At 70.1% G+C, this 19,048-nt stretch carries 13 protein-coding genes; 1 reads left to right on the top strand and 12 read right to left on the bottom strand.

Annotation, left to right across the window (positions count from 1 at the left end):
• Positions 1 to 58: 58 nt before the first annotated feature.
• A complete protein-coding gene (locus AAIB33_RS18330; RefSeq protein WP_345801392.1) occupies positions 59 to 2,959 on the bottom strand; it encodes a glycoside hydrolase family 43 protein in 2,901 nt (966 codons plus the stop codon).
• The gene (locus AAIB33_RS18325; protein ID WP_345801391.1) at positions 2,950 to 7,755 is read right to left on the bottom strand and encodes a family 16 glycoside hydrolase; all 4,806 of its coding nucleotides are present in this window, start codon (positions 7,753 to 7,755) and stop codon (positions 2,950 to 2,952) included. The genes AAIB33_RS18330 and AAIB33_RS18325 overlap by 10 nt, the downstream gene beginning before the upstream one ends.
• A gap of 190 nt (positions 7,756 to 7,945) precedes the next feature.
• On the opposite strand from AAIB33_RS18325, the gene AAIB33_RS18320 reads away from it, so the two are divergent.
• Positions 7,946 to 9,046: a substrate-binding domain-containing protein gene (locus AAIB33_RS18320; protein WP_345801390.1), complete on the top strand. Its 1,101-nt coding sequence runs from the start codon at positions 7,946 to 7,948 to the stop codon at positions 9,044 to 9,046.
• An 819-nt stretch (positions 9,047 to 9,865) separates the two neighbouring features.
• Here the strand turns inward: AAIB33_RS18320 and AAIB33_RS18315 are convergent.
• The 10 genes from AAIB33_RS18315 to AAIB33_RS18270 all read right to left on the bottom strand — a co-directional run bounded on the left by AAIB33_RS18315 (position 9,866) and on the right by AAIB33_RS18270 (position 19,043).
• The gene (locus tag AAIB33_RS18315) at positions 9,866 to 10,465 is read right to left on the bottom strand and encodes a bifunctional 4-hydroxy-2-oxoglutarate aldolase/2-dehydro-3-deoxy-phosphogluconate aldolase (protein WP_345801389.1); all 600 of its coding nucleotides are present in this window, start codon (positions 10,463 to 10,465) and stop codon (positions 9,866 to 9,868) included.
• On the bottom strand, positions 10,462 to 11,358 hold the full coding sequence (locus AAIB33_RS18310; protein ID WP_345801388.1) for a sugar kinase: 897 nt from the start codon (positions 11,356 to 11,358) through the stop codon (positions 10,462 to 10,464). The genes AAIB33_RS18315 and AAIB33_RS18310 overlap by 4 nt, the downstream gene beginning before the upstream one ends.
• A gap of 7 nt (positions 11,359 to 11,365) precedes the next feature.
• Positions 11,366 to 12,196, bottom strand: coding sequence for a 5-dehydro-4-deoxy-D-glucuronate isomerase (kduI, locus tag AAIB33_RS18305; protein ID WP_345801387.1), 831 nt, complete (start codon positions 12,194 to 12,196; stop codon positions 11,366 to 11,368).
• A 32-nt stretch (positions 12,197 to 12,228) separates the two neighbouring features.
• Positions 12,229 to 12,993: a 2-dehydro-3-deoxy-D-gluconate 5-dehydrogenase KduD gene (gene kduD / locus AAIB33_RS18300; RefSeq protein WP_345801386.1), complete on the bottom strand. Its 765-nt coding sequence runs from the start codon at positions 12,991 to 12,993 to the stop codon at positions 12,229 to 12,231.
• Positions 12,990 to 13,889 (bottom strand): fumarylacetoacetate hydrolase family protein, encoded by a 900-nt coding sequence (locus AAIB33_RS18295; protein WP_345801385.1) that lies wholly within the window; start codon positions 13,887 to 13,889, stop codon positions 12,990 to 12,992. The genes kduD and AAIB33_RS18295 overlap by 4 nt, the downstream gene beginning before the upstream one ends.
• Entirely contained in the window at positions 13,886 to 15,070 is a 1,185-nt protein-coding gene (locus AAIB33_RS18290) for a glycoside hydrolase family 88 protein (RefSeq protein WP_345801384.1), read from the bottom strand. The genes AAIB33_RS18295 and AAIB33_RS18290 overlap by 4 nt, the downstream gene beginning before the upstream one ends.
• Positions 15,071 to 15,126: 56 nt before the next feature.
• A complete protein-coding gene (locus AAIB33_RS18285) occupies positions 15,127 to 15,807 on the bottom strand; it encodes a ferredoxin-NADPH reductase (RefSeq protein WP_345801383.1) in 681 nt (226 codons plus the stop codon).
• Positions 15,804 to 16,721: a carbohydrate ABC transporter permease gene (locus AAIB33_RS18280; RefSeq protein ID WP_345801382.1), complete on the bottom strand. Its 918-nt coding sequence runs from the start codon at positions 16,719 to 16,721 to the stop codon at positions 15,804 to 15,806. The genes AAIB33_RS18285 and AAIB33_RS18280 overlap by 4 nt, the downstream gene beginning before the upstream one ends.
• Positions 16,721 to 17,662, bottom strand: coding sequence for a sugar ABC transporter permease (locus AAIB33_RS18275; protein ID WP_345801381.1), 942 nt, complete (start codon positions 17,660 to 17,662; stop codon positions 16,721 to 16,723). The genes AAIB33_RS18280 and AAIB33_RS18275 overlap by 1 nt, the downstream gene beginning before the upstream one ends.
• A 73-nt stretch (positions 17,663 to 17,735) precedes the next feature.
• The gene (locus AAIB33_RS18270; protein ID WP_345801380.1) at positions 17,736 to 19,043 is read right to left on the bottom strand and encodes an extracellular solute-binding protein; all 1,308 of its coding nucleotides are present in this window, start codon (positions 19,041 to 19,043) and stop codon (positions 17,736 to 17,738) included.
• Positions 19,044 to 19,048 lie beyond the last annotated feature (5 nt).

Raw genomic sequence — 19,048 nt, 5'->3', positions numbered from 1 at the left:
TCGCGGCGATTCCCTCCGACGCTGCCGCGATCTCAGACGCTGTGGCGCGCGCGGATGCCTACCCGCAGCTCTTCGCGGGATACGCGACCGGCGACACGGCCTTGCCGGCCCCGTCGTCGGCTGTGATCTGCACGCTTCCCGCCGTGAGCTGCGCCTGCTTCGTCGACAGCGCGACCGACACGGTCCTGCCCGGCGGCACCGCCGTGAACGACTTCGCTCCGTACGACGACGCGACGTCGATCGCGAGCGGGGCGTCGTCGACGTTGGCCACCGTGACGGCGAGCACGACCTTCCCTGCGACGCACCGCTGCTCGACGGACGACTCCACCACCGGAAGGGCCGGCGGCGCGGCGGCGAGCGTGCCCGTCACCGAGATCTCCGGGATCTTCAGGTACGTCGAGGGCGTCGCGAACGTGAGCCGCACGGCCGTCGCGACGACCGGGGTGAAGCTCGCCGACGTCTGCGCGCCCGCGGGTGCGACCGGCACGGCCTGTGCGGTCGTGTCCCGCCACACGCCGTCGACGCCGCGGTAGCTCGCGCTCACCGTCTTCGGCGACCCCTCGCTGTTCGTGAACGAGAAGCCCGACACCTGGTACGCCGTGCCCGTCGCGAGCGTGAAGCCCACCGAGCTCGGGCCGCCCGCGCTCGCCCACGTCGACCACGGCGTGGTCGTCGATCCGTCGCACGCGTTCGTCGCGGGGAACACGGAGTAATCGGTCTGCGAGAAGGTCGCCGACACGCTCGCCCCCGGCACGCGGCAGACGTTGCCGCCCTGCGACGCGTCGCCCCAGATCTGCACCTCCGAGATCGACTGCCACACGTTCGTCGCGGTCTGCAGCTGGACGCGGATGCCGGTCGTCGCCGGCAGGCTCGAGGCGTCGAGCGTCGCGACGGGCGCGACCGTGACGGTCTGGTCGAGCGTCGCGCTCACCTGGGTGTCGACCCACGCGCCGTTCGCCTTGTACTGCACCTTCACGGTCGACGGCCAGGAGGCCGTGCCGTCGCGGTACGTGTGCACGACGACCGTGCGGGGACGCTGCGCCGACGTCCAGTCGAACGCGAGCCAGCTGTTCTTCGGGTACACGCCGCCGGAGAGCCAGTCGTCCCAGCCCTTGCCTTTGACGTTGAGGTCGACAACCGTGCGGGCTAGGTCCGAGCGGCTCGACGCCGTGACGGTCGCAGCGGGTGCGATGTTCGCGACGCCGTAGTCCCACACGTCGACCGTGCGGGTCACGCGCCGGCCGGGCTCGAAGTCGCCGTCGCCGGCCAGGACGCCCGTGATCATCGCCGTGCCGAGGGTCGTGAACGAGGCATCCCACGTCACCGCCACGTCGCGTGTCTGACCGTCGACCGTCACGGGAAGGGTGGCGGGGAGGGCATTCGACGCCGACGATCCGAGGCGCACGGCGGACGGGATCGCGGCATCCGAGACGGTCCAGATCTTGCCGCCCGCACCCTTGTCGTCCCAGTACGAGGGTCCCCAGCCGCCGCTCCAGCGTGCCGGGTCCTCGGTCGCCGGGTTGCGCATCTCGAGGGCGCCGTTGGCCGCGACCGTGATCGGCAGCCAGACGTACGTCGAGTCGGACTTGCCGTCGTTCCAGCGATCGCCCATGTAGACGTACCTGCCGTCGCCGAGGGTCAGCACGTTCGTCGACTGCGAGCCGAACGTCGTGCGCCGTGCGTCGCCGACCGAGAGGAGGCCGTCGCCGCCCTCCGGGATGGAGCTGTACGAGACGTTCTCGTACGGGTCGTTCGCCTGCACGCCGCGGATCCAGCTGCCCAGGATGTCGTCGGCGCTGTAGTACGTCTGCGGGTTGGGTGCCCAGCCCGTCGCGCCCGAGGCCAGCGCGTAGTACTTGCCGCCGTGCGTGAACACGGCGGGCGCCTCGAGGTGGCCGCACTCCTTCACGATCTGGAAGTCGGTGCCGCGCACCGGCGCGTCGGCCGTGCCGTCCGCGAACAGGTGCGGGTACCGACCGCTCTCGGAGTACTGGAACGTGTAGCCCGCCGTCCCGCCGAACGATCCCGCGCGCACCGGGTCGGTCGAGGTGGTGTGCTCGACGTTGGTGTAGTCGTCGTCGAGCTTCGCGACGTACAGCGAGTTGTTCTCCTCGGACGAGTAGACGATGTACGCCGTGCCGTCGGCATCCTGGAACACCGTCATGTCACGCGCCTGCCCCGGAACCGCACTCGTCGTGCAGGCCTGGTAGTTCGCCCGGTTGTACATCCGGTAGGCGCCCGTCATCTTGAAGGGGCCCGCGGGGCTGTCGGCGACGGCGACCGCCGCCATCGACCGCGCGTACATCGACCCGCCCGCCGACGTGCGCCCGTCGGCGTGCCACCACATGACCCACTTGTCGGTCGTGGCGTTGTAGAGCACCTTCGGGCGCTCGAAGATCGCCGTGTAGGTCCAGTTCTGGTCGGTGTTGAGGTAGTACGACAGCGACTGCACGAGGTCGGTCTTCGGCTGCCCGGCGCCGTCGAGCGTCCCGTACAGGTTCACGAAGTACGGGTCGGTCGTCAGCTGGGCGTTGTCCGACACTCCGCGGAGGGCGTCGCCGAGGTTCTCCCAGTTGTAGGTGTCGGTCGAGCGGTAGACCGCGACGCCGGGGCTCCCGTAGTAGCCGTTCGTGCGGTCCTCGCCGTACCAGTAGTAGACGGTCTGGCCGTTCTCCTCGGTCGTCACGATCTGGCCGCCGTGCGCCTGGATGTGCCGCCCCTGCGTGTCGTACCAGTACGGCTGGAAGTACCCCGAGGCGCTCGCCCCGGGATCCGCCAGCGCCTGATAGTCGTCGTAGACCGGTGCCGGCGAGGTGCGCGGCACGCCGTCGGCGGGGTCGGTCGCGACGGCCGCCGTGGCGCTACTCCCCGGCAGGGCGAGGGCGGGGGTGGATGCCGCGGCCAGCGTCGACGCCACGAGGACGCCGATCACTCCGAGCGCGATGGCTCTCACTCGCATGTCAGTGCTCCGTACGTCGTGGTCTTGGTGAGCTGGCGACCCGTGGCCGCATCGGTCGTCGTGAGCGTGACCGAGCCGGCCGGCACCGCGACCGCCTTCGTCGTGAAGGCGAAGCTCGTCGAGCGCCCGGCCGCGAGGTCGACGGTTCCCGTGCCCCACGCCGAGGTGACCGTGCCCTTGAGCGCCGCATCCCCCGTGTTCGCGACGCCCACGCCGAGGACGAGCTTGCCCGCGACGCAGCGCTTCGTGACCGTGAGGTCGGCCTTCGGCGCCGGCGGGGTGACGTCGGTGACGGCGAGCCAGGAGATGACGGGCTTCTCGCCGCCCGCGCCCTCGTTCGTCACGACGTACTCGACCGTGGCCGGCGCCGCGAGGGTGAACGTGAGCGGGGCGGTGAGCGGCGTGTTCGAGCCGGAGAGGGGCACGTTGCCCTTCGCGAGCTCGACCCCGCCGGCCGAGACGGTCTGGTTCATCGTGCGGCTCAGGTTCCACCACTCCGTGAAGCCGCCCGTCAGGGTGTACGTGCCGGCAGCGAGAGGCAGACGGTAGACGAGCTTCGTCGTGTCCTGGTACAGACCCGTCGAGTACTTGTCGTTGATGTCGGTCGTGCTCTTGACCTTCATGCCGTCGGACACGTAGCCCCACTGATCGGCTGTCGTCGAGACCTGGTCGACCTTGTCGTTGCGCAGCGCCGGCACGGCCTTCTTGACGGCCGTGTACTGCGGCGAGTCCACGCTGCCGGTGCCCGAGTCGATGTAGTAGACGAGGTTCGCCGGGATGATCTCGAACGACGCGACGATCGGGCTGCCGGTCGCCGTCACCTTGCCGGTGACCGTCAGCTTCGCGTACTCGGCGCGCGGCTGCGCGGCGGACGCGGCATCCCAGGTCACCGGCGTCGCCGAGCCCTTGATGTCGACCGATCCCGGCAGGGCGTCGGCCGTGCGGAGCGCGCCGACGACGCCGAGGTCGCGCGGCAGGCTCTGCACGTACACCAGGGCGAGACGGGCGTTGTAGCCGCTCGTGCCGTTCGTTCCGAACTCGAGGTCGACGACGGTCGTCGCATCCAGCGTCACAGTCTGGGCGACGGGCGTCGCCGTGCCGGTCGAGGTGGCCGTCTTCGTCGCGGTCGTGATGCCGGCACCCTTGACGGTCGAGTACACGTTCGTCGTGAGCCCCGCCCGCGGCGCCTGCACGCCGACCAGGCTGTACGTGCCGGCCGGGAGGGTCAGGTGGTACGTGATCGGCTTGTTGAAGTCAGCGGCGAGGTACGACGATCCCCAGTCGGCCGGGGTGCCGGCAGCGGTCGTTGTCGCCGTCGTGGAGTAGCCCCACGTCGAGCCCGCAGTCGTGCCGTCCCATTTCTGGTCCGCTGTCGCGTTGGCAAGGCCCGGGAAGGCGCTCTTGACGCCCGCGTAGGCCGAGCCGGCCGCCGCACCCGACGAGCCCGAGTCGATGAAGTACGTCAGGTCCGGCGGCACCACGAGCACGGTCGCGCTGAACCGCTGGTAGAGGCCGGACGCGTTCTTCTGCGTCGAGCGACCCGTCGCGGCGAACGTCCCGAGCTCGGCCGTCGTCTTCGCGGCGTCGGTCGCGCCGAGGCTCCACGTGACGGCGGAGTCCGCGCCGGCGAGGGTCAGGTGCGCGGGGAGCGCGCGGTCGCGCGACGTGATCGAGACGATGCCGAGATCGATCACGTCGACGCTGACGTCGACCGGCGTGAGCCGATCGGCAGCCGTCTTGAGGCGCCCCGTCAGCGCGGCCGCGCCCTCGGCGTCGAGTCCGTACGAGACGGGGTCGGCGACGGCGGCCTTCGCGTCGGCGAGGACAGCGGCGAACACCGTCCACGTATCGGGGCTGTACTCGCTCTGCGCGAGCCCCTTCACCGACTGCACGGCAGCCGCGAGCGCGGTCGTGTCGACCTTGGTCGCATCGGCACCGGCCTTGACCACGCCCACGGCGTCGACGTTGATCGAGTCCGCGTTCGCCGTCTTGATGACCACGGTGTGCGCGGCGTTCGCAAGGCCCCGCAGCATGAACGCGGTCCGCTCGCTTCCGGCGTTGTAGGTGGGGGCGGATGCCACGACCTGCACGCCGTCGACGATCACATCGAGCGTCGGGGTGCCGGTGTTCGTGCCGATGATGTCGAGGCCCGTGCCGGTGAAGGCGTAGGTGAGAGCCGCGCCCTTCGCGGTGCTCTTCGAGGCGCTGCGCTGCCACTCGAACATGCCCTGACCGTTGACGTGGCTCCAGTTGGCGTCGAAGCTCAGGATCTTCGTCGACCGGTTCGCCCAGCTGGTCTGGTGCATGCCGTCGATGACGTCGGAGTAGTACGGCGTGTAGCCGGGCACGGTCGTGACCTTCAGGTTGTCGAACTGGACGAAGCTGAAGCTCGAACCGAGCTGGATGCGGCCCGTCGCCTGCGGCGTCGGGTCGGTGTACGTCGCGACCTGGACGCCGTTGATCGAGGCGCTGTAGACCGAGCCAGCGACCGTGACGGCGAGGTTGTTCCAGACGCCGGCACCAGCCTTGAAGCCCGCGGGGGCGGCGCCGCTCGACAGCGTCGCGCCGAAGCGCATGAACGTCCAGGCGCCGGTCGCATCGACCTTCAGCTCGGCGGCCGAGACGCTCTGGCCGTTTGCCGTGCCGCCCTGCTCGCGTGCGCCGATGGTGGCGTACTGGGTTCCGGATGCCTCGAACAGCACGTCGCTGGAGACCGTGTAGTTCGCCCAGCGGTAGTCGCCGATCGTCGTCTTCGGGTCTCCGGCGTTCCAGGCGCTGCCGGCCATGCCGGGGCCGACCTGCTGACGCAGGACCCGGCCGTGCGCGGCATCCTGAGTCGCCACCGACTCGAACGCGCCGTTGGTGTCGTTCGTGTAGCGCGGGGTCGCGCCGTTGTCCTCGGCCTGCACGCTCGGCGTGCCGGCGGGCTTGGCCTTGTTGCCGCGCGCATCGAGGAAGGACTGACCCGAGTCGACGAGCTGACCCGTCGCGGGGTCGTAGCCCTCGATGTTCGCGAGGCCGCGGTAGTCGAAGTCGTCGGCGTAGAGCGTCGCGTCGTTCGTGACGCCGTTGACGTTGCCGCTCGCGTCGGTGTCGAGCACATCGCGGCCGCCGTCGGGGGCGGTGTACTCCGGGGACGTGGGCAGCTTGCTGCCGTTGCCGGCCTTCGCGGTGAGCGTGCCGTCAGCCGCCTTCGTCGCCTGGTCGAGGGTCGTCGCGGTGAGGGTCGACCACGGCTTGACCGTGACGGTGTACGTGCCCGTGCCGTCGGGGCTGATCTCACCGACGGGCTGCAGGTAGTTCGCGTCGTACGCCTCGCCGGCGTCGGCGGCGCGGGTCTCCCACAGTTCGACCGTGTCGTCCGAGCCGAGGCTCAGGTTCTTCGCCGTGATCTTGTACGTCTTGGTGAACTTCGAGTCGTTGACGATGACGGTCGAGAAGTCCGACTTGTCCGGCGCGGCGAGCGTCGTGTACGACGCACCGCCCGCGCGGGCGCCGCTCGGCGGGTTGCCCGTGCCGAGCTCGCTGCCGGATGCCTTCGGGATGGCGCGCCAGATGCCGGCGGTGTTGTCGGTGTTCTCCCACCCGAGCTTGGCGAACTGCGTGAACTGCTCGAGCACCGCGAGGCCGCCGTCGTAGTACATCCAGCCGGACCACGGGTCGCGGGCGTTGACGAGCTCCTTGGAGGAGTACTGGAAGCCGTCGTAGAACGATCCGATCGCCGGCTGGAAGATGTTCATCGTGCGGCGCGAGGCGGTGAAGCCGGTCGTGATCCAGTTGCCCATCTCGAGCGCGGAGTTGGTGCCGCCGAACTGCGTGCCGAAGCCGCCCTGCTCGTCGCTCGCGTTGTTGTTCGGGCGGTCGGCCGAGCTCGAGAAGGTCGACTGGCCCTCGGAGTTCCAGACCTCCTTGTCGAGCTGCTCGGCGATCTTCTTCATGTTGCCAGCGCTGTCGTCGGCGCTCGAGTAGTGGAAGCCGACGATGTCGACGGCGTCGCGCAGCGACGAATCGGTCGCCGAGGTCATCGCGTTGCCGAAGGCGACGGGCGGAGTGCCCACCGTGTCGGCCGCGATCGTCTCGATGCCGGTGAAGAGCCGCTTCTCGTCGGCGGTCTTGAAGCCGTTGTTCGGGTCACCGGCGGTCGCGCCCTCGTAGCCCTTCGTGTCGGCGCTCACCCAGCCGGCGAAGTCCTTGTAGAGCTGCTGGTCGGGGGTGCCCGTCTCGTTGGTGTCGGGGTTGATCGAGTCGACCATCACGCCGTACTCGCGGTACGCCGCGAGCACCGTGTTCTTGAACCAGATGTACTGGTCGGCGCTGCTCGTGACCCACGTCGGGCGGTTCCAGCGCAGGAGGCTCAGGTGGATGTCGCCGTGCGCGACCTTCTGCGCATCGGCGGCGAGCTGGAAGCCGGGCTCGCGCAGCACGTTGGGGTACTCGTCGCGCGAGCGCATCGACGAGGCGTTGGGACCCGTCGAGGTGTTGCGGTCGTTGCCCATCTCGATCTTGACCGTGTTCATGATCGGGTGATCGCCGCCGAACAGGGTCTCGATGAGCTCCCAGTACTTGTCGGGATGCTGCGACTTGTAGTCGAGGAGCAGAGCGCTCGTCGAGTTGGCGGAGAGCACGCCGAACCCCTTGAAGGTCAGGCCGTTCCTGTTCTGGGCCGCGGCCGCGACATCGGCGCCGTCGACCGTCACGGTGACCGAGTCGGCGCCCGCGGCCTGTGCCGCGATGGGCACCGCGAGCGGCGCGGCGATGACGGCGGCGCTCAGCGCCACCGCCAGCGTGCCCCGCATCCGTCGTGAATTCCGATCGTCCTTCGGACGAGGCATCCTTGCCTCCGACATCAGCGCTCTCCGTTCTGCTTCTGAGGCGCAACGATGTGCCCCACAGCGCGATTGTGCCGTGTTACCGCGAACTGTGGAACAAAACGAACATGTTCGTTCAGTATTGATTGCTTTCGAACGAGCGGCTAGCCTGAGCGCGATGGAACCCGGTGACCCTGCTCCGTTCGGCCTGTCGCGCAGGGAGCGGATCCTCGACGAACTGCGGCGCACCGGCGCCGTGCGCGTCGCCGACCTCGCGCGCGACCTCGGCGTCGCCGAGCTGACGATCCGCCGCGACATCAGCCACCTCGCCGATCGCGGCCTCCTCACGCGCGTCCACGGCGGCGCGACGCTGCGGAGCCGCCTCGACACGACGGTGCCGTTGGCATCCACCGCGGTCGCCCCCATCCGCTTCCGCGTCGGGATGGTCACGCCGTCGCTGAGCTACTACTGGCCGCACATCATCGTCGGCGCCCGCGCGGCGGCGACCGAGCAGGGCGTGCAGCTCGTCCTTCGCGGTGCGAGCTACTCCGTCGACGACCAGCGGCGGCAGATCGCATCGCTCGTCGAGTCGGGGAGCCTCCACGGCCTTATCGCGGCCCCCGAGACCCTCGGCCCCGACGGACGGGCCTTCCTGCACTGGCTCGAATCGCTGCCGATACCGGTCGTGCTCGCCGAGCGCCGCGCACCGTCCGCACTCGCCCTCACGAGCCTCGAGTGGGTCACGACCGACCATGTCTTCGGGGGATCGCTCGCCGCCGACCACCTCGCCTCGCTCGGCCACCGCCGGGTCGGCATCCTCACCTCCGCCGGCTCCCCCACGTCGTGGCAGCTGCGCGGCGGCTGGGAGCGCGCGACCGCCGACCTGGGCCTCGAATGCCCCGTCGACGTCGAGGCGACCCTCGACGCGATGGACGGCGAGTCCCGCGAAGCGGTCATCGCCGATCTGCTCGAGCAGTGCCGAGCGACGTCGACGACGGGCCTGCTCATCCACTCCGACCCGCAGGCCGTGCTCGTGCAGCAGTACGCGCGCGACCACGGGTGGGCGATCCCCGCCGACCTCGCGATCATCGCCTACGACGACGAGGTCGCCGAGAGCGCGGAGCCCCCGATCACGGCCCTCCGCCCGCCCAAGCAGCACGTCGGGCGGCTCGCGGTCGAGACGATGGTCGCACGCCTCACCGACGGCGCCCGGCGCCCCGTGCAGCGCACGTACGTGCTGCCCGTCCTCCACCCCCGCGAGTCGACCGGCCCCGCCTGACCCCGCACCCGAGCTTGTCGAGGGGTCGACGTTCGACGCTTCGACAAGCTCAGCGACCGGGCGGGCGGGCAACCGCGAACCTCACCGACCCGGTGGGGGACGAGCGACCCCGCACCTCGGTCCCCGAGCTTGTCGAGGGGTCGACACCGACGTTGCGGCGGCGCGGGCGCGCAGCATTCATGCCGATTCGCCGCGGGCTACCCCGCACCTCAGGTCCCCGAGCTTGTCGAGGGGTCGACACCGACGTTGCGGCGGCGCGGGCACGCAGCATCCATGCCGATCCGCCGTCGGCCACCCCGCACCTCGGTCCCCGAGCTTGTCAAGGGGTCGACACCGACGTTCGAGGAGCTTCGCCCTCGGCGCTCTCGTCCCGTCGGAGATCCGCGTAACGCCGGACCGCACGGCCCCATCCCGCCCGACAAACTGGTGATCACCGACGTTGTGGCGGCCGCGCGCCGCCGGGTCGAGCCTCGCGGCGCGCGACCCCGCGCACCACACCGTCGGAGATCCGCACAGCGCCGGACCGCACCGCCCCATTTCGCCCGACAAACTGGTGATCACCGACGTTGTGGCGGCCGCGCGCCGCCGGGTCGAGCCTCGCGGCCCGCGACCCCGCGCACCACACCGTCGGAGATCCGCACAGCGTCGGACGGCACGGCCGCATCCCGCCCGACGCTGTGGTCATCACCGACGTTGCGGCGCCGCGGGCACGCAGCATCCATGCCGATCCACCGCGGGCTACCCGCACCTCGGTCCCCGAGCTTGTCGAGGGGTCGACACCGACGTTCGAGGAGCTTCGGCCTCGGCCCTCTTGTGCGGTCAGCGGGAGGCGAGGAGCTCCGCGAGACGCTCGAGCTGGGAGGCGTCCTCGAGGGCCGAGCCGACGGCGACGACGCGCACGCCGGCATCCAGGAACTCCGCGGCGTTCGAGGCGTTGATCCCGCCCGTCGCGACGAACGTCGCCTGCGGGAACGGCCCGCGGATGTGGCCGAACCACTCCGCGCCGAGCCAGGTCGCCGGGAACGCCTTGAGCCACGTGAGCCCCAGCGACAGCGCGAGCTGGACCTCGCTGGGCGTCGCGACTCCGGGGAGGATCGGGATGCCGGCATCCTGAGCCGCCCGCACGACGGCCGGGTCCAGGCCCGGCGACACGAGGTACGCCGCGCCGGCCGCCTGCGCCTGCGAGACCTGCTCGACGCGCACGATCGTGCCGGCACCGACGAGCTTTCCGCGCTCCGCGCCGAGGCGCACGACCTCGCGGAGCGCCCGCTCGTCCTCGTCGGTCTGCAGCGGCACCTCCACGGAGTCGATGCCGAGGTCCCACGCCGTGTTCGACAGCGCGGCCGAGCGGTCGACGCCCATCCCCCGCAGGATGGCCATGACGGGCACGCGCCCGAAGATCTGCTCGAAGTCGGTCATGCGGTGGTCCTCTCGTCGACGGAGTCGCTCGTGGTCTGGAGGGTCAGGGCCGCGCGGCGGTGGCCGCGGGCGAGGCGCTCGGGCACCGGCAGGCCCTCGAGCAGCGCCGACAGGTAGCCGCCGGCGAAGGCATCCCCCGCCCCGACGGCCTCGACGACCTCGACGACGAGCGCGGGTGCGAACGTCGCGTCGGTCCCCGTGAACGCCGTCGCGCCGACGTCGCCGTCCTTCACGACGAGCTCGGCGACATCGGGCAGAAGAGCGCGAATGGATGCCGCGTCCGCCGTCGCCCAGAGCACCTCGGCCTCGTCGCGGCCGACGAAGACGATGTCGGCCGAACGCGCGAGCGCGAGGAGCGCGGGCGCGGCGTCGGCGGCCGACCACAGCGGTGCCCGGTGGTTGACGTCGAAGCTCACGAGCACGCCCGCCGCCCGCGCGCGGGCGATGACGGCGTCGAGGAACTCCGCTGCCGAGGCCGAGATCGCCGCCGTGATGCCCGAGACGTGCAGCACGGCGACCCCGCGCAGGTCGACAGCCCCCACGTCTGCCGCCGACAGCCGCGACGCCGCCGACCCTGCCCGGTAGTACCGGACGCCGTGCCCGGGGTCTTTGAAGTACACGCCGGTGGGATGCTGCGCATCGAACTCGACGGACGACACGTCGACTCCCCGCTCGGCGAGCTGCCGCGCGACGCGGTGCCCGAGCGGATCGTCGCCGAGGCTCGAGAACCACCGCGCCTCCACGCCGAAGGAGGCGGCGTGGGACGCGACGTTGGACTCGGCGCCGCCGGCATCCACTCGGAAGTCGACGGCGTCCGCGAGCCGCTCCGCTGTCGCCGGCGTGACCATCGCCATCGTCTCGCCGATGGCGAGCAGGATGCCCGATCTCGTCATCGGCCGATCATCGCAGGTCGGTGACGGGCGCGGCATCCATGTCGTCGAAAGCCTGGTTCTCGCCCGCCATCGCCCAGATGAAGGAGTAGGCGGCAGTGCCGACGCCGGAGTGCAGCGACCAGCTCGGCGAGATGATCGCCTGGCGGTCGGCGACGACGAGGTGACGCGTCTCCTCGCGCTCGCCGAGGAGGTGGATGACGCGGGCATCCTCGGGCACGTCGAAGTAGAGGTAGCACTCCGTGCGGCGGTCGTGCGTGTGTGCGGGCATCGTGTTCCACATCGAGCCCTCGTGCAGCTGCGTCACACCCATCACGATCTGGCACGAGCGCACGCCGTTCTCGTGGATGTACTGGTTCAGGGTGCGGCGGTTCGAGGTCGCCTGGTCGCCGAGCTCCCGCACCGTGCCATCGCCCGGGTTCACCAGCGCCGACGGATACGTCGTGTGCGCCGGTGCCGAAAAGAGGTAGAACTGCGCGCCCGACTCACCGCCGGCATCCGCGAACGACACCGCCTGGATGCCGCGCCCGAGGTAGAGGCATGCGCCTTTGACGAGCGTGTACACCTCCCCGTCGGCGGTCACCGTTCCCGTGCCGCCGACGTTGATGATGCCGAGCTCGCGGTGCTCGAGGAAGTGGTCGCTGCGGATCTCGGGGTATCCCGTCAGCTCGAGCGTGCCGCCGGCTGGCGTCGCACCGCCGAGCACGATGCGGTCGTGGTGCGTGTAGACGAGGGTGATCTCACCGGGCACGAAGATCTCGGGCACGAGGTACCGCTCGCGAAGGTCTGCCGTCGTCATGCCGGGGATCTGGTCGGGGTTGGTCGCGTAGCGCTGTTCCATGTCGCTCCTGGTTTCGTATGCGGTTCGGGATGTCAGCGGACGAGCCAGCCGCCGTCGACCGGCATGATCGCGCCGGTGACGTAGGCGGCGGCATCCGAGGCGAGGAAGACGAACGCGCCCTGCAGGTCGGCGGGCGTGCCCCAGCGGCCCGCGGGGATGCGGGCCTTGATCGACTTCTCACGCTCGAGGTCGGCGCGAAGGGCCGCCGTGTTGTCGGTCGCCATATAGCCCGGCGCGATAGCGTTGACCGTCACGCCGGATGCGGCCCACTCGTTGGCGAGGGCCTTCGTGAGTCCTGCGACGGCGTGCTTGGACGCCGTGTACGCCGGCACGAGGATGCCGCCCTGGAACGAGAGCATCGAGGCGACGTTGATGATGCGCCCGTGGCCCTGTGCGATCATGTGCCGGCCCGCCGCCTGCGAGAGGTGGAAGACGGCGTCGAGGTTGACCGACAGGACGTCGGTCCAGTCGTCGGCCGTGTACTCGGCGGCGGGGGCGCGGCGGATCGTGCCGGCGTTGTTGACGAGGATGTCGACGCGTCCGAGCTCGGCGACGACCTCGTCGACCGCCGAGGAGAGGTCGGCGGGGGCCGCCCCGATGAGGTCGCGGCGCACGCTGTGGACGCGACGGCCGAGCGCCTCCACCGCAGCGATCGTCTCGGCGGGGTCGCCGCGGTCGATGAGCGCGATGTCGGCCCCGGCCCCGGCAAGCGCGATCGCCGCACCCTGCCCGAGGCCGCGGCTCGAGCCCGTGACGAGGGCGACGCGGCCGTCGAGGCGGAACGAGTCGAGGATCATGCGGCGGCCTCCTGGGCTGCGGTCGTCGCCGGAGCGGCGATGAATCGGGTGGTGAGCTCGCCGATCCGCGAGACGCGGACCGTGACGGCATCGCCATAGGCGAGCGGCCGATGCGCCTCCTGAGCCTCGGGGAGTTTCTGCGGCGTGCCCGTCGAGACGATGTCGCCGGGCTCGAGGGTCAGCACCTGGCTGAGGTGATGGATGACGAACGCGACGCTGAAGATCGTCGTCGACGTCGACTGCGACACCGTCACGACGCCGTCGCGCACGACCTCGACGAGAAGGTCCTGCGGGTCGCCGACCTCGTCGGGCGTGACGACCCACGGGCCGAGCGGCGCGAAGCCGTCGGAGCACTTGCCGAGCGCCCACTGGCTCTGCCGCCGCTGCCACGCCCGATCGGACACGTCGTTGAGGATCGTGTACCCGCCGACGTGGTCGAGCGCATCGTCGAGCGCGACCCGCTGCGCCCGGCGCCCGATGACGACCGCGACCTCGCCCTCGTAGTCGACGTCGGTCGCATCGGGCGGGATCACGACGGCGTCGCGAGGACCGGCGAGCGTATTGGGCGTCTTGACGAAGACGTCGGGCCACTCCGGGTCGTTCGCGGTCGGGTCGACGCCGTCGGGCACATGCCCGCGGTAGTTGTATCCGAGGCACAGGATCTTGCCGGGCACGACGGGGGCGAGCAGGTCGACGTCGTCGAGGCGGGGAAGCCTGGCGGGATCGTGCGCCGCCGCTTCGGCCCGCACGGCGGCCAGCAGCCCGGCATCGCCGAGGATCGTCACGACGTCGGCGGCGGCATCCGCCAGTTCGACGACGCGGTCGTGGCCGTCGGCATCCGTGACGATGGATGCCGCTCGCGGCCCGTCGGCCGTACCGATGGTGACCAGCCTCACCAGTACGGCTTCCAGCCCGGGAGCGCGCGGCGCGTGAGGGCCTCGAGGTAGAAGTAGTCGCCCCACAGGTTGCCCTCGTCCACGCCGTTGTCCTTCGGCAGGTCGTAGACGCCGTGCAGGAGCAGGGCGTCCGACGCCTCGGGCCGCTCGGGCGTGTACCCGGCGACAAGCGAGTCGAGGATCGCGTGGGCGGCCCTCGTCGCGCGCCCGGCGCGCTCGGTGCCCGGCTCGAGATCCGCGAGCTCGAAGAGCCCGCATACGGCGATGGCCGCCGCCGAGCTGTCGCGGGGCGCGTCGCTGCCGTCGTGGTACACGAGATCCCAGAAGGGCACGTCGTCGGCGGGGAGGTGCGCGAGGAAGTAGTCGGCGCAGCGCCAGGCAGCGTCGAGGAGAGCGGCGTCACCGGTCGCGCGGTGGTTGAGCGCGAATCCGTAGACACCCCAGGCCTGCCCGCGGGCCCAGCACGAGTCATCGTGGGCGCCCTGCTCGGTCGCGCCGCGCAGCGGCTCGCCGGTCGAGGCATCCCAGTAGAAGGTGTGGAAGGTGGAGTCGTCCTCGCGGAGGATGTGCACGCGCAGCTCGGTCGTGTGCCGGCGCACCGCCTCGGCGAAGCGCTCCTCGCCCGTCTGCTCGTACGCCCACGTGAGGAGCGGCATGTTCATGAGGCTGTCGATGATGGTGCGGCCGCGCTGAGCGGGGTCGCTGAGGTCGCCCCACGCCTGGATGATTCCGGCCGGCTCGAGGTAGCGCGCCATGAGATGGTCGGCGGCGAGCACCGCCGCCGCGCGCGCGCTCTCGTCGCCCAGGAGGCGCCACGGCGCGACCGAGGCGAGCGTGTAGAGGAAGCCGAGGTCGTGCGTGTCGAGGTCTTCGCCCTGGCGGACACGCCGCTCGAAGTCGGCCGCGTGGCGGAGGGCGGCATCCCGGAACTCGCTCTCGCCCGTCAGCTCGTACGCGAGCCACTGCATCCCGGGCCAGAAGCTCGTGGTCCAGCCGCGGTTGCCGCCCTCGGGGAAGATCCCGTCGGCGGGACGCAGCAGGTAGCGCCCGTCGGTCGTGGTGTCGTCGGGGTAGGCGTCGCCGAAGGCGGCGATGTTGCGGCGAACGGTGGCGAGGGCGCCGGCGAGGGCCGGTTCCGCCGCCACGGCGGTCCGCTCCTGGGTCGGGGGCGTGGTCGTCATCGGTGTCGTGTTCCTTCTTCGGTGTCGGTCGGAGTGCTCGGGACGCGGTGCGCCGGTCAGGCGGCCTGCGCGTCTTCCATCGCGAGCACGGGCCGGAGCGTGAAGCGCGAGTTCGCCCACGCGAGGTAGAGGGCGGCTGCCGCCGTGAGGCCGATCGCGATGGCGGGGAGCGACGCGAACAGCGTCGCCTGCGCCGCGAGCACGAGCAGCGAGACCGCCGAGAGGTACCACCGCCGCACCGCGAGCCAGGCGCTCGCACGCAGCAGATCGCGCAGGCGGGCGTGCGGGTCCTCGGCGATCGCGACGAAGGCGAGGAGTCCCGTCCCCATCGCGAGCACCGTCAGCACCGCGAGGGCCGGGATCGCGACGACCGCGAACGGGGAGTCGGAGAAGAACCGCACATCGACGAGCAGCACGACGACGAGGGTCGACAGCATCGCGCCGAGTGCGAGCGACCGGCGCCACGTGGCGCGGAGGCCGCCGACGAAATCCCGGGCGACGGTCGTCGAGCCCGCCGCATGCGCGCGGAACACCGTGAACGTCGCGGTGAGCCCGGGGGCCGCGAGCGGCGCCGCGACCGCGAGGAGCGGCCAGGAGCGCGCCGGGTCGGTCGTCACGAGCAGGAGGACGAGCGGGAAGGATGCCGCGAGCAGCAGCGCGTTCGTCATGAGGCCGAGGTAGACGACGCCGAAGACGTTCGCGTACGACTCGTGCGAGATGCGGCGGAGGGCGTTCATCCCTTCATCCCGCTCGTCGCGATGCCCTCGATGAAGAAGCGCTGGCCCAGCATGAAGATGATCGCGATCGGGATCACCGAGATCGTCAGGCCCGCGAACAGAAGGGCGTAGTTCGTGTCGTAGAGGTTGGACACGAAGCTCTTGAGACCCAGCTGGATCGTCCACAGGTCGGGGTTGCGCAGGTAGATGAGCGGTCCGAGGTAGTCGTTCCACGTGTTCACGAAGGTGAGCAGCGTGAGGCTCGCGAGGGCCGGGATCGACAGCGGCAGCATGATCCGCCGCCAGATCGCGTACTCGCTCAGACCGTCGAGCCGGGCCGCCTCGGACAGCTCCTCCGGGATCGTCTCGTAGTACTGCTTCATCAGGAAGACGCCGAAGGCGCCGAACGCCTGGATCAGGATGATGGCCCACAGCGTGTTCGAGACCTTGAAGTTCGACAGCAGGATGAACTGCGGGATCATGTACGACTGCCACGGCACCGCGATCGTCGCGATGTAGACGATGAAGAGCACGTCGCGCCCCGGGAAGCGCATCTTGGCGAAGCCGTAGGCGGCGAACGATCCCGTGAGCACCTGCAGGAACGTCACGACGACCGCGAGCACGAGCGTGTTGCGGATCCACGTGAGCATGTTCGACTGCGTCCAGATGTCGACGTAGTTGCTCCACACGAAGGTCTCGGGGAACCACTTGATGGGTACCGAGAAGACCTCGTTGGCCGACTTGAGCGAGCTCATGACCATCCAGAAGAACGGCATGAGGAGCCCGATGGCGGCGATCACGAGCACCGCGTAGCCCACGATCCGGGCGATGCGCCGCCCCGGGCTCAGCGTGGTGCGGTCGACGGGCGGGGGCGACTGCTCCTCCGCGACGCGCTGCAGCTGACGACGGGTGAGGGGGCTTTCCACGGCGGTCATCAGTAGCTCCTCCGCTTGTTCCAGAAGAACTGGATGATCGTGACGACGATGCACATGAGGAAGAGGGCGACGGCCGCGGCGGACGCGTAGCCGAACTGGCTCTCCTCGAAGCCCTTCTTGTAGATGAACTGCGACAGCACGAGCGTCGCCTGTCCGGGGCCGCCGTTCGTCATCACAAGGATGAGGTCGAAGATCTTGAACGAGTTGATCGTGAGCATGACCGTGACGAAGAACATCGTCGGCCGCAGGCACGGGAGCGTCACGTTGAAGAAGCGCTGGAACACGTTGGCGCCGTCGACGCGGGCCGCCTCGTGCAGCTCGCGCGGAACGGTCTGGAGACCCGCGAGGAACAGGATCATGTAGTAGCCCATGTCGCGCCACGTGCTGACGATGACGACGGCGGGCATCGCCCACTGCGCCGAGGTGAGCCATCCGGGCGGGTTGTCCACCCCGATGAACCGCAGGATCTGGTTGATCGGGCCGTAGTCGGGGCTGAAGAGCAGGTTCCACACGACCGCGATCGCGACGATCGAGGTGATGTAGGGGAAGAACGCGGCGGTGCGGAAGAAGGCGATGCCGCGCAGCTTGTTGTTGAGCAGCAGCGCGAGGCCCAGCGAGACGACGATCGTCAGCGGGATGTGCATCACCGAGTAGTAGAGGGTGTTGACGACGGAGATGCGGAAGCTGCCGTCGCCGAGCAGGCGCTGGAAGTTCGCGAGACCGATCCAGTCGGCCTTGCCGAACACATTCCAGTTCGTGAACGACATGTAGAAGAGCGTCACGACCGGCACGAGGGTCAGGAGCGCGAACCCGAGGAAGTTCGGGAGGATGAAGCTCCAGCCGATCAGCGTGTTGCGCAGCGCCAGCTTCGACCGTCGTCTGCGGGGCGAGGCGGGCGGCTTCGCCGCGGTGGCGACGTCGTCGGCGACGAGGCTCGTCATGGGGTCCTCCAGAGGGGAAGCGGGATGGTGGGGTGGCCGGGTGCGCACGCGCCCCCGGCCACCCGCGGATCGGTCAGTCGAGACCGACCTCGTTCTTGACGCGGTCCTCAGCGGTCTTGATCGCGTTGTCGATGGTGTCGGAGCCCGACATCACGGCCGTGTGCAGGTCGCCCAGGATGCCCTGGATCGCCGCCGTCTTGCTCGACGTCGGGTTCTCGGGCTTCGTCTCGTGGGTCGAGAACGCGAACTTCGAGAGGTCGTCGGTGGGCGCGCCCTTGACCGAGAAGTACGTGTCGACGACGGAGTCGTTCAAGAGCGCCGGCGTGATGCCGATCGCGGCGAGCGCCTTGGCGGCGTCCTCGCTCGCGGCGAACGCGAGGAAGTCCTTCGCGGCGGCGACCTTCGCCTTGTCGACGTTGGCGTTGATCGAGAAGCCGGTCGGGTCACCGAACGTCACGGGAGTGTTGTCGGTGCCGGTCGTCTTCGAGTCCAGCTGCGGGATCGGCGCGATGCCCCAGTTGAAGGTGTCGGCGTCACCCGAGGCCTGCTGCGCGATGAGCGTCGCGACGTACCACGTGCCCATGGGCAGCATGGCGGCGTTCTGCTTGCCGAACTCTCCCTGGTAGGTGAGCTGGTTGGCGCTCGAGGTGTTGAAGTCGACCTGCGACCCGTCGTTCTGCAGCGCGAGCACGCGGTCGTAGTAGGGCTTCAGGTAGCCGTAGTCGCCCTTGAGGATGTCGCCTCCCTTCGACTGCGCGTTCGCGAAGCCCTGGACCGTCGACTGCCAGCGGTGCTGGTAGGTGCCCTTGGCGGCGCTCCCGGCGCCGGCAAGGCCCTCGCTCAGCGCTGCGGCGGCCGTGTCGTAGTCGTCCCACGTCCACGAGCCGTCGGGGTAATCGACGCCGGCCTTGTCGAAGAGGTCCTTGTTGTAGAAGAGCACCCACGAGTCCTGGCGGTAGGGCACGCCGTAGGCGGTGCCGTCGACCTCGTACGACGAGGTGCCGCTGATGCCGTCGGGCAGCTTCACGTCGGAGACGTCGAGCAGCTGACCGCCCTCCTGGAAGGTCGTGACGTACTTGACCTCCTTCTGCGTGATGATGTCGGGGCCGACGCCGGCGGCGAGGTCCGCCGTGACCAGCGTGTTGTAGTTGGCCGGGTCGTACTCCTTGAGCTCGACGGTGACGTCGGGGTTCTTCTCGTGGAAGGCGTCGGCGAGCGTCTGGAACTCCGGCGTCGTCTCGAGGCTCCAGCCCGAGAGCGTCAGGGTCACAGGACCCGACGACTCCGAGGGGGCGCTGTCGCCCGAGCCGCCGCTGCAGGCGGCGAGCGACAGTGTTGCGACGACGGCGATTCCCGCCGCTGCTGCGAACGTGCGCTTCATTGTGA

It is taken from the genome of Microbacterium sp. AZCO (genome assembly GCF_039614715.1).
Lineage (GTDB): Bacteria > Actinomycetota > Actinomycetes > Actinomycetales > Microbacteriaceae > Microbacterium.
The sequence above is the reverse complement of the archived record's forward strand: the minus strand, read 5'-3'. Positions and strand labels throughout refer to the sequence as shown.

Excerpts from the sequence above, each read along its gene's own strand:
- AAIB33_RS18330 (WP_345801392.1), bottom strand. The coding sequence starts at position 2,959 with ATGCGAGTGAGAGCCATCGCGCTCGGAGTGATCGGCGTCCTCGTGGCG.
- AAIB33_RS18325 (WP_345801391.1), bottom strand. The coding sequence starts at position 7,755 with ATGCGGGGCACGCTGGCGGTGGCGCTGAGCGCCGCCGTCATCGCCGCG.
- AAIB33_RS18320 (WP_345801390.1), top strand. The coding sequence starts at position 7,946 with ATGGAACCCGGTGACCCTGCTCCGTTCGGCCTGTCGCGCAGGGAGCGG.
- AAIB33_RS18315 (WP_345801389.1), bottom strand. The coding sequence starts at position 10,465 with ATGACCGACTTCGAGCAGATCTTCGGGCGCGTGCCCGTCATGGCCATC.
- AAIB33_RS18310 (WP_345801388.1), bottom strand. The coding sequence starts at position 11,358 with ATGACGAGATCGGGCATCCTGCTCGCCATCGGCGAGACGATGGCGATG.
- kduI (WP_345801387.1), bottom strand. The coding sequence starts at position 12,196 with ATGGAACAGCGCTACGCGACCAACCCCGACCAGATCCCCGGCATGACG.
- kduD (WP_345801386.1), bottom strand. The coding sequence starts at position 12,993 with ATGATCCTCGACTCGTTCCGCCTCGACGGCCGCGTCGCCCTCGTCACG.
- AAIB33_RS18290 (WP_345801384.1), bottom strand. The coding sequence starts at position 15,070 with ATGACGACCACGCCCCCGACCCAGGAGCGGACCGCCGTGGCGGCGGAA.
- AAIB33_RS18285 (WP_345801383.1), bottom strand. The coding sequence starts at position 15,807 with ATGAACGCCCTCCGCCGCATCTCGCACGAGTCGTACGCGAACGTCTTC.
- AAIB33_RS18280 (WP_345801382.1), bottom strand. The coding sequence starts at position 16,721 with ATGACCGCCGTGGAAAGCCCCCTCACCCGTCGTCAGCTGCAGCGCGTC.
- AAIB33_RS18275 (WP_345801381.1), bottom strand. The coding sequence starts at position 17,662 with ATGACGAGCCTCGTCGCCGACGACGTCGCCACCGCGGCGAAGCCGCCC.
- AAIB33_RS18270 (WP_345801380.1), bottom strand. The coding sequence starts at position 19,043 with ATGAAGCGCACGTTCGCAGCAGCGGCGGGAATCGCCGTCGTCGCAACA.